Origin of the sequence: Clostridium sp. AF22-10, from assembly GCF_003478725.1 — a bacterium.
GTDB lineage: Bacteria > Bacillota > Clostridia > Lachnospirales > Lachnospiraceae > Otoolea > Otoolea fessa.
In genome coordinates this window covers 17,677-30,734 of sequence record NZ_QUFZ01000027.1, presented here as the reverse complement: position 1 = coordinate 30,734, position 13,058 = coordinate 17,677, and the positions used below count along the sequence as shown (strand labels likewise).

The following is a 13,058-nucleotide window of genomic DNA, read 5'->3' as shown; positions in this document are numbered from 1 at the left end:
GAACTATAAACAGGAATAAGAGGTTAATTCCTTAAACTTCTTTGAAGTAATCTTATTTATAAAAGTAATATTTCGATTAGTTCTTTCTGATACTTGTATCACTGATAAAATCTTTGTTTTATTAGTTACAATTAAATACTTGACAAGGAAAAGTCATAAAAACCACTTTATGTCATAACTAGAAAGTTGGTGGATTGCTATGACAAAAGGTTACATAACCCAATCTGGGTATATGGGCTATATTTCAGCCGAAAAAAGGTATCAACTTTTCCCGACTGAACAAGAATATTTAGATTTTCTTGAAGATATAGCCTAGTAGATCGACCGTGTTAGGATCGTCCGTGACAAGTCAATTCTAACACGGCTCTACAAAAAAATCCACAAAAAAGTTTTAAACAATTTGATATTTCTAGCCTTGCTGATAATTCAAGTTAATTCTGAAAACGGCAATCGTGAGAAAGATAGTGAAAAAAAGCTATTAGCGGTCATAGTCCTAGACTATTTCCGGCGGAAAGATGGCAATATGATTTATTAAATTGCACAACTGAATACGCAGTAATTCTATGTTAGCGGCAACTTTTTTAAAAGATCTTATTTGCAGGATCGAAAATGATGGTTTTTGAATGCTGAAGTAAAAACCTATGGGAACGGCGTTGACTCTATTTGAAACAATAGATAGCCTAAAGATTAACAATCTTTTTCTGCCCGTATCGCCTATGGCTCACGAGGTCATAGGTGGGTATGAGGTTAGAAGTCCTCACCCGATTTGAAAATCTACCCTTTGCGTAGGGGATCGGAAGATAGCGGAAGCGCTATAAAGTGATCGTGTTAAAGTTCAAGTCTATATTCTAGGTGTGGGCGATATAAAGAATAAAAATACGACAGAGTTTGACTCACACTTTTTACTTCCAGTCTTAACAATCACGACTGGTAAAATAAATAAAGTGCAATGTTTATTTTGACTTGACGGGTAAACGGGTAACACCGCCGGAATACTAATTGATAGAGTAATGTCTATATTTAGTGTTTTTTCATTTCAAATTAGACCGCTTGTATGGATTGTACACAGTTAGCAGAGCGGACTTGTTTTTTGTCGGCTCTGCGATAGTGTGTAAACACGAAACTATTAATAAATCAAATAAATTTTAGGAGGTAACACTATGAAAAAAGCTACTATGACATTATCTATTAATTTCTGGAATGAGAAGATCACGGACGAACTCAAGAATGAGTTCATGCAGGCAGTAACATTCGAAGCTAACAGTATGAATATTCAGATGCTGGATGAGCAGATTGAGAAGCTGGAGAAAAAGATTTCTAATGAAAAAGATACTTACTCTAAGGAGGAAGTCGCAGCGTTTAAAGTTCAGTTACAAGCATCCGAAGATCTCAAGAAAAAGTTAGAGGATGAGAACGCGGCACTTAATGAGACTTACAATAAGGTTGTAAGTACAATGAGCCAGAAGAATAAAGACGGTTTCGGTAACAAGAAAGATGTCGTTAGAACCGTTCTGCGTGTTCTTGCTACTTGGAATAATTCCAAACTGACGAAGTACGCGATTATTCCGGCGTTTAGTTCTCCAGCTCTGTATGAGGCACTGGAAACTATTCATGTGACTTCTAAGGCTGGGGACGATGGAAATATTATCATGTCTAAGGAAGTCAAGGAAGCATATAAACAGGCTTCTCAGGAACTTGAAACTATTATCAAGACTACATTCAGTTTACCGTTTGAAACTGAATACACGGCAAAAACACGTGTTAAGATGACGGCAGAAGATAAAAAACTTTTGAATGAGGTTTACGTGTCCAACTTCAAAGATAAATGGGACGCGGACGAAGAGAAAGGAACGATTAGTTTTAAGTCTCGTTCTTATACTACGCTTGTACGTGCAACTAAGGACAAAAAGACAAACGAAGTACGGTATGATTATTCGAAACTTGGTAGTACAATCTCCAAGATCGTCATCAGACATTATTTCAAATAAGGAAATGAGGTTGATTCTGTGAAAATAAAATAGTTTGTATCTAGTTTGAAAGCCTGTCTAATTCGGACGGGCTTTTTATAGTAGGTATAAACCCTTACTCACATAAGGAAGTTCGACTCCTCCAGCACGTATTTTGCAATTTATAAAATTTGAACGGAAAGAGAGGTTATCATGAAAATTTATCATACGATGATGAACGGAGAAGTGATTCATGATCACGCATTTCCTATGAACTCTGTAATTCTAAGTCTGGATCATCATGTAAAGGTGATCTGTAAGAAATTTAAGTTCGATAGAGAAAAGAAATTGGAAGTTTATGTTTGGCTTCCAACGCCTAAAAAATGGGTTAGAACTAAAATCAGAAATGATTATTCTGAAGCTATGTATAACTATTTCTGCACTCACATTCGAAAACGGAAGTCTAAAGCGAACTTCGAAGAATATATGAAACATGATCGTAGACATAAAGGTGGTGGAGGTGGTACGCGAATTTTCAACGGAAGTATCACAGATTATGAATGCAGGAAAGATCCGTTTCATGATTTTAAACGGTGTTGGAATTGACTATGCTTTACAAAAGACTATATTTGTAGTAAAATGTAGTTACAAAGGAGGTGAAAACTTTGATAGTATATGATAAATTAAATAATTATCTTCAGTCTAAAGGACTAAAATTTATTGATTTGCAAAACGGAATTGGGTTAAGTCCAACAATCATTGCAAAGTTTCAAAAAAACCGAAATTGTAACACCGATACTATAAATAAAATCTGTGAATATCTTCATGTTCAACCGTCTGAAATTATGGAATGGATACCAGATGAAGAGTATGCAAAAGCAAATTCTGAAAAATTGGCTATTGAAGCACAGATCGCAGAACTTCAAGCAAAGTTAAAAAATCTATAACCATTAACGTAAATCACTAAAGCATCTATCAAAGGATAGGTGCTATTTTTATACCCAAAATTCGCCCAAACAAACAGAAATCGGCGAATATATAAATGCAAAACAAAATTACAGGAGGCAACGTAAATGAAAAAGAAACACACCATCAAAAAAACTATGCTCACTTACAAGACCATCAATCGTTTTGAAGCTGAGTATATCACAAATCAGTATACACCAAGCGAAATTGATGGTATTGAACTCGCTGCATATACTGCAAACATGAATGAATGCGTTCATCCAGAATGGAAAGAGGATGATATTTTTAATGACTTTTTAAGAGTTCTTAAGATTCACAAAATCGCAGTTATCAAAAAGAAAGCAGAAAATCAATGCTCAAACTGTAAATACTTTACAGTATGCGGAGATCCAGAGCGTACAGAATCATGCAACAGAAGAGAAACAGTAAAACCATTCATATTACGTATCTATAAATCATCTGGTTTAATAGATCATGAAGAGTTTTTTACAACTAAAACGGAAATGGATGCTCGCTATAGAGAATTATTTATCTATGAAAAATTTGGATTGAATCCTACAGCATGGAAATTTGAAAATGGAAAATTAAACCTTTTATCAGGTTATTGAGGTAATCGACAAACTGAAGAAGTCAAATGCGTGTCTGTTAGGCTTACTCGTTGACAGGTTGAAATAGATTTAATTATATCTAGTATGCAAAGTATATAATTGTATATGCAAAACAAAATGGAAACCAAAATAAAAAACTCAAATTATAGGAGGTTTAGTTATGAAACTTTTAGGTGTTGTTGCAATCGCTGGAACAATTATTACAATTGCTGGATCTATGTTTTCTTCGCTTGCATCTGTTGATGGATTTTACAAGGCAGATTCAAAAGGCAAGTCTGTATGGGTGAATATCAGAGAAGAGGATGCAACCTATATAGGAAATGGAACTTTTGAAACTATAGACGGAAATCTTTGGATGATTGATATTAAACCAGAGAAAAATGCAGAGTATGATAGCGAATATGATATTGACGGGCAGTATGTGCTTGTCATGAATGACAACGGAACTGAAAATTATGTCTATGATGATGAGATTATGGAGGTATACGAGAAATAATGAAGATTAAATATGTAGGAGATTGTGCGAAAATCACAGCTCTCAAAACGGAAAGAGAAATGTATATGCTTGGTAGAATAGAAGATCATATTAGAGTATATACACACAAACAAACATATATCAAAGGACTGAATTTGTATGTAAAACTACCTAACGGAGAATATGATTATATGGAATTTAAACAGGAGGAATATATAAAAGCGAAACATAAAGCACAGGAAGAAACAAGAGAAAAATTCTCTCCAAGAAAAAGACGGATTGTTTGGGTGGTTTTACAAGAACTTAATAAAGGTAAATGGACAGAGATAGGCAAGGCAGATTCAAGAATTGATGCTGTAAAACAGATGGAATATTGGAAAAAGAAAAGTAAAGATATTCCGATTATGGTTAAACAGAAACGAATTGAACTTGAGTCTGTATCAGCCTAAAATCAAACAGGAAAGAAGGGAGAAATACAAATGACAAAAATAGAGAGATATTGGGATGTAATTGTTAGTTTTATGAATGACAACATCCGTGAAGAGGTACACGGTTTACTTGCACCATGTACAAAGAGAGAATTTCTGAGAGAGTATGTAAAGAGAGATACAGGATTCGCTGATTTACTTTACAATGAGTTCTCGATTGATTTGTTTGATACGCAGGATTAAAGGAGGTTGATGGTGTGATTGTAGAATATACGATAGTAAATACAGATAATCCGTTGCAATCATTTGATTATCTGGATTACGAACAAGCAAAATTGAAACTAGATGCATTGCGTTTACAAGGTAAAACTGTTCGTGTTATCGGTATTGATGAAAACGGAAACGAAAAAGAAATTGATATGTAATTAAGCACTCATGAAATTATGAGTGCTTTTTTAGTACACAAAATTAAGTGAAAACAAAATTTGAGAAGAGAAAAGGAGAATATATTATGTGTAGAATTAATGGACTGAAATTAGAGATGATTAGAAAGGCTGCTAAGATGTCACAGAAAGCACTTGCAAAAGAGCTTGGTGTGGCAGCTAGTACCATTAATAATTACGAAAGTGGAAAAAGTAATCCTTCGGATGAAGTAGTTGATAAGCTGTGCATGATTCTGAAGGTACATAAGGATGATATTGAAATTCAAAACATTGGATTTAACTTTTTAAACGCAAAAAGTAAATCAGCCAGAAAAATTGAAAGTCTAAAAGATGTTGTTAGAATAATGACACCAGAAGAAACGGAAAATTGGATCGAAAGCAAACGAGTGTTATCTGAAACAGAAGAGAAAGAAGAAGTTGAGGTTGCAATGCAGTATCCGCAGACAGTTGGGAATAAAAAATATATTGTAGTTGATGCAAGATTAATTCATATTCCAGAATGGCAGCGAGATACGAAAATGAGTAAATGTATGGGAATTGCCGGGGAATTCAATGAAAGTAAATTCGATCCAATTAAAGTTTATGTAGATAACGGAAAGTTGTATGTAGCTGATGGAGCGCATAGAGTCATTGCTTTTATCCTCTATAACGAAGGGCTTGAAAAGGGAATTATGAAAATTATTGTAGAGGTTCTTAATTGTACAAAAGAAGAGGCTATTTTTACATTTTTAAGTCAGGCAATTAACAGAAAACCTATGACTGTTGAAGATATGTATAGAGCTGGTATCAAGGCAAATTTACCAGAGTATGTAAATTTGAAATATTTCTGCGAAGAAAGAAACATTCAGATTACATCAGAAGATAACAGATTGGAAAATCCAATTGGCGTAATTAAGCCATCTCGATCAATACTTAGATATGCAACAAATGATAAAGAAATGCTTTCATATTCGGTTAGATTAATTCGAGCACTTGGATGGAGCGGATCAAGCAAAAATGCATTAACTCTTAGAATCTTTTATGTATTAAAAAAGTTATATGCTCATTATGGAGAAGATGTGGTGAAAGAGAAACTTACGAAGTATTGTAAGGGAGCTACTTACTACGAGAGTATCATTTATCCGATTAAGAGCAACGGGGAACTTTATGATTTACTTGAGCGCAAGATGAGAAGATAAAAGTTACATAAGCGAAATACAAATACATAGCTGTGCTAACGGCAAGACGGGTAGAACGGAAGTAATTAGACAATGTTCCTGATTTGAAAATCAGGAACATCAATGTGATTATTTCACAAATAAAATGGAAAGGAGAATATATGTATGAATAATATTCCATACAAAGATTTTAAACGGAAGTTGCAAGACAATGGCTTCAGAGAAGAGCGTTCAAAGGGTGGACACGTTATCTATAAGCGAACGCAGACGATCGCTGTACCAGCACACGGAGAAGTCAACGGTGCATTGGCTCATGGATTGAGCAAAAAGTATAATTTAGGAATTTAGAAGGGAGAGTTGAGATTATGGCTGATGTTAAATACGAAATCAAAAAGACAATCGGTATTATTTCTGAAGGAAAGAAAGGTTGGAAGAAAGAGTTAAACCTTATTTCGTGGAACGACAAAGAAGCGAAATATGATATGAGAGATTGGAATGAAGATCATTCCAAGATGGGTAAAGGAATCACATTCACTAAAGATGAAGCATTGAAACTGGTTGAGTTACTAGAGAGGGAAAAGTAATGAAAAATACAAAAGCAAATTATATTTGTAAATCTATTGCAGAGTTTAGAAAATCTCATTCGGATTTTTTAGAGCATAAAGAATTTACGGGTAAAAAGAAACTTACTGTATTCATTGATCCGGGAATTTTAACGGAAATTGGACTTCCAGAGGATGTAGTACAGAAAACTATCAAAAAAGCAAATGGCGAAATAAGAAGAACAGAAACAACTTTATTTGCTATTACAGTTGTAAGTGAAAGTAATGGTTTACAGTATTCAGTTGATATTGGATGTAAACCATATAATGTGAGAGATTATGAAACAGATAAAATTCTTTATTCAGTATTAAGAATTGAAGAGTTAAGATTCGCAGCTTATAAGGCAAATGAATATGGAATTTATAATGGTTTCCCAGTTGACAGCGAAGAGATTGATTGGGATGGAGATGTTTTGTTTTATAGAATCGAAGATTTGTATTATTTCAAGGAGGAAAGAGAAAATGAAATGGATTGAAATTTTACGGAAAGACAATCATGCGTTATTGCAGAGTGAAAGTGATACACAGTATGTAGTTACATCCGGTTACGACCCAACGCAGCCAGAAGATCAGCAGTGGTCAAGTGGAATATATTTTACTTATTGGCATGAAGCAAGAAAGGCAAGTTATTTACAAGCAGTACTCGATTGTTTCAGAAATAGAACAGAATCAGATTATATTCCACGTTGCAGATTAGAAGAACTTGCGACATTATTTAAAGACGAGCTTATCTCTAATGATAGAGAAAGTGCAATGGAATATTTTGATGAAGTCTGTGAAATGACAGATGAAGAAAAAACATATTTTGGAATAGAAGATGAGGAATAGTGGCAAGAGTAAATGGATATTTCTTTTGGAAAGGCAAGGTAGCGAATATGGAAATTAAAACATTAACAACATTAGAAGAATTAGAAAGTTTAGGTTCAGCTCTTACAATGGAGGGACTTGCAGAAGATTCAATATCTGAATTTATTGATTGGGTAAAACAGTATACACCAATGAAAAGTGAAACGGCTTATATTATCAAAGGAAAAACAATGAATGATGTGTATATGTTAACTGGAAATAATAAATATCCAGATGATTGCACGATTGTTTCAATTAAGCTTGAAGATATGGAAAATAGTATGGCTGTAGTTATACCACGATTCAGTATTGGTGCAAGATGGTTTGATGACATTGTTATGAATAATGCAGCAAGAGAGAAGTAGAAATGTGTGTTTCTTTAGAAAGGATGGTAGATATTATGAGATATTATGATATTCACATAAATTATGACGGAACAAAAGACGGAGCAGGTTATTCTATATTTGTTAAGGCAAATGTAAGTAGTGAAGATGAAGTGTTACAATATGCCATTGATAATCATCTGTTTGAGGAAGATGGAGATGAAAAGTATGTTGATTATGTAGAAGAAATTGACGAAGAAGATTATCACGATGCAACAGGCAAATAAACTAAAATTTCATAAAAAAGCACTAATTAGTTAGAATTAGGTGTTTCATAGAAAAAATGGAGGAAAACAATTATGGTAGAAATGAATGAGAAAATGCAGAAATGTTTCAATGAAATGAATGATGAACAGAAAATTAGAATGTTCTATGAACTCACAAAATATATGCATGAGAATATGGAATACGGAGAAGATGACGATATGAACAATCTGATGGATGATATTGCTAATGTAAAGAATGACATTGAAAACTTATGAAACTAAGATTTCTAAGGAAGGAGTAAAGGTAAATGTATAAATATTTATTAGAACACATAAGAGATGGCGTAGATTGGAAAAAAGGCATGAGAATATGCTGATGCCCCATGTGCAGGATGGAGAGTTATAAGAAAAGAAAGGGTTAAAAACTAGATTAAAGGCAGTCAGGAGAATAAATACCTAGCTGCCTATTTTATTACAAGGAGGAAACTAATTATGGAATTACGGAACAATTGGTACAAAGCAGACAAAGGAAAGCATTTTGTATTGACAGAAAAAGGCAAGGAAGAGTGTGCAAGCTACAAGCATAAAACAGTTGGTGAACCTGTAGACGAATATGATTATGAAGCAACTGAATGGTCAGTTGATAAAGGTTATGTAATCGAAACTGATATTCCAGGATGGACAAAGGGACTTAAGGGATATGAAGTTGTGTATTACAACGGAGAATATAGATTATCAGCAGGTAATCCGCAAATCTTTCCAACACGCAAAGCAGCAGAAGTTTATAAAAAGCATTATGAATCATATACATGGTTCAATGAAGATTTAGTGATTGAAGAAGTCGAATATGATGGTGTTCCATTAAGCGAACCGAAAATGTACAAGGGAAAGGAAGTTGTAGATAAAGAACACTATTTTGGACTTGATGCACATGAAGTTGGTGAGTATTTCACAGAAGATATGATTGACTTCTTCATGGATTTATTACCACCAGCTTGTATGAGAAGTGATTGCTCACAGATTGGTGAGCCATGTTTAAGCAGAATTGATGAAAATGGAGAAGGTAGAACAACATATTCCACATTTAAAAAGGTAGATGAAGGAATTTGGGAATACTGTGGTGATTGTTTTAGAGGTGAAAATTATATGCATGGAAAAGATATTCCATATGTGAGATAGGAAGGTAGGTTGATTAATATGAGAGAAATTAAAGTTCAGTTATATAGAGGCGAAGATGATAATTATGTCGAGCTTTGGAAAACAGTTGAAAAAATTGAAGGGAAGCATAGATATTACGGAAGATATACATATGGGAATGAGGGAACTTGGTATTCGGTATGTGATCCGCTTGGTTACTGTGAATTAAATGCACCAATGGCAGATGATGTAATGTTTATCTGTTGTGATGAAAATGGAAATGAAGCAATCAGATATTCAAATGCGGATGGAAATAAACTTCCAAAATTTGAAACAGTAATTAAAAGAGAGTGGAATAAGGCAAAGGAAAAGCTTCAGCATAATACGGAAGACTTGACTAAGAACTTTTGGGCTGAATGTTGGAACGGAGATACCACAATGAAAATAAATCAGTGGTTGTTATCTTATAAAGATCCAGACTTATATCCTGAAAAGGCAAATGATTATGACGAAAATTGGACAGGATGTTGGGCGGAAAAGGAAATTGGATATGAACCTATTCCAGATACAGAGTTTGAGTATTTAGGTCATAAATATCAATTCACAAAGGTAAAACATAAACATGAATATTGTGGTATTGAGTGGTACGAGTTTGTATGTACTGATTCACCTTATGTAATGCGGGATACACCTTGGGTAAATGATAGAGCATGGATTCAGTCTTATATGTATCTCGGAAATTGGTTTGATGACAAGACTTATGGAACGATGTACGACCAGAGATCAGCAAGAGAAAAGGTGGTTGCAGCACTTATTAAAAAGTTCCCTATGAAAAATAAATGGGATAAGTTGCTTTATGTAAAAAAGAAAACTGGAAATGAATTTTACAATTGTGATTGCTGTTATGAAAAGTCATATTCCGATATGGCAGATGTTCTTATTAACAGAAATTATCACAGAAAAGATGTTGATTATCTTTGCAAATTCATCAACAAGGAAACAGAAGGAATTGTATTTGCAAGTAACAGAGGCAATAAATACACAATCAGGCAGACATATCCAGATATTTATGATTATGATAATTGTCTGATATGAGAAATGGAGGTGAAGAATTATGCAGAAAACATTAATGGAAATGTTAATTGAAGCAGGTTATCCAAAAGAAGAAATGTATCATCCTTCGTATGGATCTGACTTATATGTATATGTAACACCGCTTACAACAAAGGTAATTGAAGAATGGTGTAAGGCACATGATTATAGAATGGCTTGGCATTGTCCTACATTTAAAGACCAGATAACAGGCAAAATGATGTATGATTGTGCATTTCAGTGGTATGAAAATTAGCAGATAGGAGTGTGATTATATGGCAAAACAAATATATTACTTGCATAGTTGCAATGAATGGAAAGAGTATTCCAGTATGAGACTTTTATTCATTGGCACATCTCAACTGAAGTTAAAGATGAAAATCTCGAAAGAGATTGAAGAAGGCAATATGGAATATAAATCTGTTACTACAAGATGCGCTTATGTTGATGGAGAATTTAAGTTAGTTGACAAAGAAAATACACCAAAAGAGCAGGCAAAACTATTTAGACAGGATTGGAAAACAGAAACAAGAGATATTATTAAGTCTGAATTAAAATATGGAGATTTTGATTATACATATAATAATGAAGAAATGTAGGTGTAATAAACATGTCATATGAAAAAATGATGAAAAGAACAAACGGACATAATCATGATAAAGATTATCAGCCAATGTTATTTGCTATGGAGGGAGAGCATATAGAAAGTCTTAGCTCTATTGCAGAGAGGACAGCAGAATCTTACAATGTAAGAGTTAGAAATGATACAAATGAAGAATTTGTTCAAATTTCAGAAGAATTTAATACAGAAGATGAAGCTATACAATATTGTATAGATAATGTTTTAGATAATAAATATAGATGGGTAAGAATTTATACAGACAAAGGAATGCATTTAAGTGGTTGGTAATGAAATTGTAATTTCAGGAGGTGAGGATATGCAAGCGACAATTACAAGAAACGGAAAAAGATACAGATTATCAACGGCGGAAATGTTAGAAGCTGCTAGATGCTTACGGATTAATTTTATGCAGGATGAATTGGAAAGCCAATTCAATGTTCCAGAAAGTGAGTCGGAAGAGCTGGCGATTGAAGCTGATGAGCTTTATTGTGAGGGAAAGGTAGACCGGACAGAATATGATTGTATTAATGAGATTGCAAATAAGTATGGATATTAAAGAAAGTAACTAAAGGCAGATGCAGTAATGTGTCTGCCTTTTGTAATGGAAGGAGAACAGAATGGGACTTTTATATTTAAAGAATGAAGAGAAGCAGCTATACAATGCATACGGATTAACCGTATATGGCAGACAGGATAGATATGAATGGACTATCTACAATAATAAACCAGATGAAAATGTATATACATCATTACGGATTGAGCGAAACGGAGAGGAAATCTACAATAGAAATCTTGGTAACAGATGTATCTTTGAAGAGAATTTCAATAGGACGATTGATAATTTCTTATGGTGGATTGATAAAGATAATCCTGATGCATATGACATCGACAATGCAGTTATTAAGGATCTGTGTGAAACAAACTCATTATTTAATCATCTGATTGGAAATCGTAAGCGAAAAGAACAAGCAGAAGCCAATGAGAAGGCAAGGGTTGAAGTAATCAGAGAAGCGGAACAAAAACAGATTGATTTGATTAAGCAGTATTGTGAAAAGAAAAATCTGTTATTCAAGCAGTATTATGAAAAGGTTTATCTGATTAAGCTGCATAATAAAGATGTAAGGCAGATGATTGAAAATGCAGACAATAAACAGTTTGAAGGATTGAGAGATTTTATGAATGAACATCCTGATAACAAAGATGCGGTAATTGTAATGAATGGAAACATTGAAGATATAGCGAGGCAGATAGCATAGAAAGAGAGGTTGAGTGATATGGCGAAAATTAAAGATTGTATAGGAAAGAATGTAAAGATTAGTAAAGCAAGTATCACTATTAAAAATGAAGAAGGTAAAACTTGCGGAGTAGTTAGAAACATTATAAGCCTTTATGATTTACAGGCAAACAAGCAGATCGATTATTATAAAATGATTAAAAATCTTGGTTTACACGGAAAAATAGACATAAAAGATTGTATTATCTCGGATGGTGTTATATATGTTTTCAGAAATATCAAAAGCAAATTATTTCATGAAAAATATGGTTATATGGATGATAATGAGAAACAGAAGGCAGAAGAACAGGAAAGTATTTTTAACATAATCAAAAACGCTGGAATTACAGTGATTGATTGTATATATATGTAAAAGGACAAATATCATGAAAAGAAAAACGTATAATAATGTATTAAAAGCTGCAAACCTGATCCAAAAGAAAGGATATAAACAGAGAGAAGCGTTGGAAATTGCAGTACAGAAATTTGATGAATTAGAGCAAATGCATAACGGAATGTCTGTAGAGTGGCTGATTGATAAGATGATAAATAAGGAGGTAGAGTGATTATGACACTAAATAAAACAGAAACAAAACGGATGCTAAAAGTAAAATTTGCATTGGAAGATATGTTTGACAATGGAAAGTTAGGTAAATATGGAGTTGTAGCATATACGGCAAGAGAAATTGCAATGTGTTATAACGGATTAGTTCGTGATGTAAGACATTCAACAGAAACCATATGCTCTGATGTAAAGGCATTTTTTGAAAGCAGAGGATTTTTAGTTGTAGAAAAAGAAATCGAAAATGGTTGGGACATTTACATCTCAGAACGTATGAAAAAATTATGTGCAAATAATTAGGCAAAGAAAAAC

General features: G+C 33.6%; 26 protein-coding genes. All 26 read left to right on the top strand.

Features of this window, described 5'->3' with window-relative positions:
• Positions 1-1,160 precede the first annotated feature (1,160 nt).
• The 26 genes from DWX91_RS14435 (at position 1,161) to DWX91_RS14315 (ending at position 13,046) form a co-directional block, all read left to right on the top strand.
• Entirely contained in the window at positions 1,161-1,988 is an 828-nt protein-coding gene (locus DWX91_RS14435; RefSeq protein ID WP_118539437.1) for a hypothetical protein, read from the top strand.
• Between the two features lie 171 nt (positions 1,989-2,159).
• Entirely contained in the window at positions 2,160-2,552 is a 393-nt protein-coding gene (locus tag DWX91_RS14430) for a hypothetical protein (RefSeq protein WP_118539435.1), read from the top strand.
• Between the two features lie 59 nt (positions 2,553-2,611).
• A complete protein-coding gene (locus tag DWX91_RS14425; protein WP_118539433.1) occupies positions 2,612-2,893 on the top strand; it encodes a helix-turn-helix domain-containing protein in 282 nt (93 codons plus the stop codon).
• Between the two features lie 126 nt (positions 2,894-3,019).
• Positions 3,020-3,520 carry a hypothetical protein gene (locus tag DWX91_RS14420; protein WP_118539431.1) on the top strand — a complete coding sequence of 167 codons (501 nt, stop codon included), beginning with the start codon at positions 3,020-3,022 and terminating at the stop codon, positions 3,518-3,520.
• A gap of 160 nt (positions 3,521-3,680) precedes the next feature.
• On the top strand, positions 3,681-4,016 hold the full coding sequence (locus DWX91_RS14415; RefSeq protein ID WP_118539429.1) for a hypothetical protein: 336 nt from the start codon (positions 3,681-3,683) through the stop codon (positions 4,014-4,016).
• Positions 4,016-4,444, top strand: a complete 429-nt coding sequence (locus tag DWX91_RS14410; RefSeq protein ID WP_118539427.1) for a hypothetical protein — start codon at positions 4,016-4,018, stop codon at positions 4,442-4,444. Before DWX91_RS14415 ends, DWX91_RS14410 begins: the two co-directional genes overlap by 1 nt.
• Positions 4,445-4,474: 30 nt before the next feature.
• Positions 4,475-4,666 (top strand): hypothetical protein, encoded by a 192-nt coding sequence (locus DWX91_RS14405; protein ID WP_118539425.1) that lies wholly within the window; start codon positions 4,475-4,477, stop codon positions 4,664-4,666.
• Positions 4,667-4,680: 14 nt separating this feature from the next.
• Positions 4,681-4,848 (top strand): hypothetical protein, encoded by a 168-nt coding sequence (locus tag DWX91_RS16755; RefSeq protein ID WP_182435096.1) that lies wholly within the window; start codon positions 4,681-4,683, stop codon positions 4,846-4,848.
• 86 nt (positions 4,849-4,934) lie between these two features.
• Positions 4,935-6,044 carry a helix-turn-helix domain-containing protein gene (locus DWX91_RS14400; RefSeq protein WP_118539423.1) on the top strand — a complete coding sequence of 370 codons (1,110 nt, stop codon included), beginning with the start codon at positions 4,935-4,937 and terminating at the stop codon, positions 6,042-6,044.
• A 144-nt stretch (positions 6,045-6,188) separates the two neighbouring features.
• Complete coding sequence (locus DWX91_RS14395; RefSeq protein ID WP_118539421.1) at positions 6,189-6,371, top strand: type II toxin-antitoxin system HicA family toxin; 183 nt, start codon at positions 6,189-6,191, stop codon at positions 6,369-6,371.
• Positions 6,372-6,388: 17 nt separating this feature from the next.
• Positions 6,389-6,607 (top strand): YdbC family protein, encoded by a 219-nt coding sequence (locus tag DWX91_RS14390; protein WP_118539419.1) that lies wholly within the window; start codon positions 6,389-6,391, stop codon positions 6,605-6,607.
• Positions 6,607-7,101 (top strand): hypothetical protein, encoded by a 495-nt coding sequence (locus DWX91_RS14385; RefSeq protein ID WP_118539417.1) that lies wholly within the window; start codon positions 6,607-6,609, stop codon positions 7,099-7,101. The genes DWX91_RS14390 and DWX91_RS14385 overlap by 1 nt, the downstream gene beginning before the upstream one ends.
• Positions 7,088-7,453, top strand: coding sequence for a hypothetical protein (locus DWX91_RS14380; protein ID WP_118539415.1), 366 nt, complete (start codon positions 7,088-7,090; stop codon positions 7,451-7,453). Before DWX91_RS14385 ends, DWX91_RS14380 begins: the two co-directional genes overlap by 14 nt.
• Entirely contained in the window at positions 7,453-7,836 is a 384-nt protein-coding gene (locus DWX91_RS14375; RefSeq protein ID WP_118539413.1) for a hypothetical protein, read from the top strand. The genes DWX91_RS14380 and DWX91_RS14375 overlap by 1 nt, the downstream gene beginning before the upstream one ends.
• Before the next feature lie 35 nt (positions 7,837-7,871).
• Positions 7,872-8,081 (top strand): hypothetical protein, encoded by a 210-nt coding sequence (locus DWX91_RS14370; protein WP_147354420.1) that lies wholly within the window; start codon positions 7,872-7,874, stop codon positions 8,079-8,081.
• A gap of 72 nt (positions 8,082-8,153) precedes the next feature.
• Positions 8,154-8,336, top strand: a complete 183-nt coding sequence (locus DWX91_RS14365; RefSeq protein ID WP_118539409.1) for a hypothetical protein — start codon at positions 8,154-8,156, stop codon at positions 8,334-8,336.
• 216 nt (positions 8,337-8,552) lie between these two features.
• Complete coding sequence (locus DWX91_RS17630; RefSeq protein WP_243099068.1) at positions 8,553-9,239, top strand: hypothetical protein; 687 nt, start codon at positions 8,553-8,555, stop codon at positions 9,237-9,239.
• A gap of 18 nt (positions 9,240-9,257) precedes the next feature.
• Positions 9,258-10,292, top strand: coding sequence for a hypothetical protein (locus DWX91_RS14355; RefSeq protein ID WP_118539407.1), 1,035 nt, complete (start codon positions 9,258-9,260; stop codon positions 10,290-10,292).
• Between the two features lie 19 nt (positions 10,293-10,311).
• Positions 10,312-10,545: a hypothetical protein gene (locus tag DWX91_RS14350; RefSeq protein WP_118539405.1), complete on the top strand. Its 234-nt coding sequence runs from the start codon at positions 10,312-10,314 to the stop codon at positions 10,543-10,545.
• A 19-nt stretch (positions 10,546-10,564) separates the two neighbouring features.
• A complete protein-coding gene (locus DWX91_RS14345) occupies positions 10,565-10,888 on the top strand; it encodes a hypothetical protein (RefSeq protein ID WP_118539403.1) in 324 nt (107 codons plus the stop codon).
• A gap of 11 nt (positions 10,889-10,899) precedes the next feature.
• On the top strand, positions 10,900-11,199 hold the full coding sequence (locus DWX91_RS14340; RefSeq protein WP_118539401.1) for a hypothetical protein: 300 nt from the start codon (positions 10,900-10,902) through the stop codon (positions 11,197-11,199).
• A 28-nt stretch (positions 11,200-11,227) separates the two neighbouring features.
• Entirely contained in the window at positions 11,228-11,467 is a 240-nt protein-coding gene (locus tag DWX91_RS14335) for a hypothetical protein (RefSeq protein ID WP_118539399.1), read from the top strand.
• A 61-nt stretch (positions 11,468-11,528) separates the two neighbouring features.
• Entirely contained in the window at positions 11,529-12,167 is a 639-nt protein-coding gene (locus tag DWX91_RS14330) for a hypothetical protein (RefSeq protein ID WP_118539397.1), read from the top strand.
• An 18-nt stretch (positions 12,168-12,185) separates the two neighbouring features.
• Positions 12,186-12,557, top strand: coding sequence for a hypothetical protein (locus DWX91_RS14325; protein WP_118539395.1), 372 nt, complete (start codon positions 12,186-12,188; stop codon positions 12,555-12,557).
• A gap of 13 nt (positions 12,558-12,570) precedes the next feature.
• On the top strand, positions 12,571-12,750 hold the full coding sequence (locus DWX91_RS14320) for a hypothetical protein (RefSeq protein WP_118539392.1): 180 nt from the start codon (positions 12,571-12,573) through the stop codon (positions 12,748-12,750).
• A gap of 2 nt (positions 12,751-12,752) precedes the next feature.
• Positions 12,753-13,046, top strand: a complete 294-nt coding sequence (locus DWX91_RS14315; protein ID WP_118539390.1) for a hypothetical protein — start codon at positions 12,753-12,755, stop codon at positions 13,044-13,046.
• Positions 13,047-13,058: the final 12 nt, after the last annotated feature.

What these genes read in the sequence shown, in the direction of transcription:
- DWX91_RS14435 (WP_118539437.1), top strand. Translation starts at nt 1,161, where the DNA reads ATGAAAAAAGCTACTATGACATTATCTATTAATTTCTGGAATGAGAAG.
- DWX91_RS14430 (WP_118539435.1), top strand. Translation starts at nt 2,160, where the DNA reads ATGAAAATTTATCATACGATGATGAACGGAGAAGTGATTCATGATCAC.
- DWX91_RS14420 (WP_118539431.1), top strand. Translation starts at nt 3,020, where the DNA reads ATGAAAAAGAAACACACCATCAAAAAAACTATGCTCACTTACAAGACC.
- DWX91_RS14415 (WP_118539429.1), top strand. Translation starts at nt 3,681, where the DNA reads ATGAAACTTTTAGGTGTTGTTGCAATCGCTGGAACAATTATTACAATT.
- DWX91_RS14410 (WP_118539427.1), top strand. Translation starts at nt 4,016, where the DNA reads ATGAAGATTAAATATGTAGGAGATTGTGCGAAAATCACAGCTCTCAAA.
- DWX91_RS14405 (WP_118539425.1), top strand. Translation starts at nt 4,475, where the DNA reads ATGACAAAAATAGAGAGATATTGGGATGTAATTGTTAGTTTTATGAAT.
- DWX91_RS14400 (WP_118539423.1), top strand. Translation starts at nt 4,935, where the DNA reads ATGTGTAGAATTAATGGACTGAAATTAGAGATGATTAGAAAGGCTGCT.
- DWX91_RS14395 (WP_118539421.1), top strand. Translation starts at nt 6,189, where the DNA reads ATGAATAATATTCCATACAAAGATTTTAAACGGAAGTTGCAAGACAAT.
- DWX91_RS14390 (WP_118539419.1), top strand. Translation starts at nt 6,389, where the DNA reads ATGGCTGATGTTAAATACGAAATCAAAAAGACAATCGGTATTATTTCT.
- DWX91_RS14385 (WP_118539417.1), top strand. Translation starts at nt 6,607, where the DNA reads ATGAAAAATACAAAAGCAAATTATATTTGTAAATCTATTGCAGAGTTT.
- DWX91_RS14380 (WP_118539415.1), top strand. Translation starts at nt 7,088, where the DNA reads ATGAAATGGATTGAAATTTTACGGAAAGACAATCATGCGTTATTGCAG.
- DWX91_RS14370 (WP_147354420.1), top strand. Translation starts at nt 7,872, where the DNA reads ATGAGATATTATGATATTCACATAAATTATGACGGAACAAAAGACGGA.
- DWX91_RS14365 (WP_118539409.1), top strand. Translation starts at nt 8,154, where the DNA reads ATGGTAGAAATGAATGAGAAAATGCAGAAATGTTTCAATGAAATGAAT.
- DWX91_RS17630 (WP_243099068.1), top strand. Translation starts at nt 8,553, where the DNA reads ATGGAATTACGGAACAATTGGTACAAAGCAGACAAAGGAAAGCATTTT.
- DWX91_RS14355 (WP_118539407.1), top strand. Translation starts at nt 9,258, where the DNA reads ATGAGAGAAATTAAAGTTCAGTTATATAGAGGCGAAGATGATAATTAT.
- DWX91_RS14350 (WP_118539405.1), top strand. Translation starts at nt 10,312, where the DNA reads ATGCAGAAAACATTAATGGAAATGTTAATTGAAGCAGGTTATCCAAAA.
- DWX91_RS14345 (WP_118539403.1), top strand. Translation starts at nt 10,565, where the DNA reads ATGGCAAAACAAATATATTACTTGCATAGTTGCAATGAATGGAAAGAG.
- DWX91_RS14340 (WP_118539401.1), top strand. Translation starts at nt 10,900, where the DNA reads ATGTCATATGAAAAAATGATGAAAAGAACAAACGGACATAATCATGAT.
- DWX91_RS14335 (WP_118539399.1), top strand. Translation starts at nt 11,228, where the DNA reads ATGCAAGCGACAATTACAAGAAACGGAAAAAGATACAGATTATCAACG.
- DWX91_RS14330 (WP_118539397.1), top strand. Translation starts at nt 11,529, where the DNA reads ATGGGACTTTTATATTTAAAGAATGAAGAGAAGCAGCTATACAATGCA.
- DWX91_RS14325 (WP_118539395.1), top strand. Translation starts at nt 12,186, where the DNA reads ATGGCGAAAATTAAAGATTGTATAGGAAAGAATGTAAAGATTAGTAAA.
- DWX91_RS14320 (WP_118539392.1), top strand. Translation starts at nt 12,571, where the DNA reads ATGAAAAGAAAAACGTATAATAATGTATTAAAAGCTGCAAACCTGATC.
- DWX91_RS14315 (WP_118539390.1), top strand. Translation starts at nt 12,753, where the DNA reads ATGACACTAAATAAAACAGAAACAAAACGGATGCTAAAAGTAAAATTT.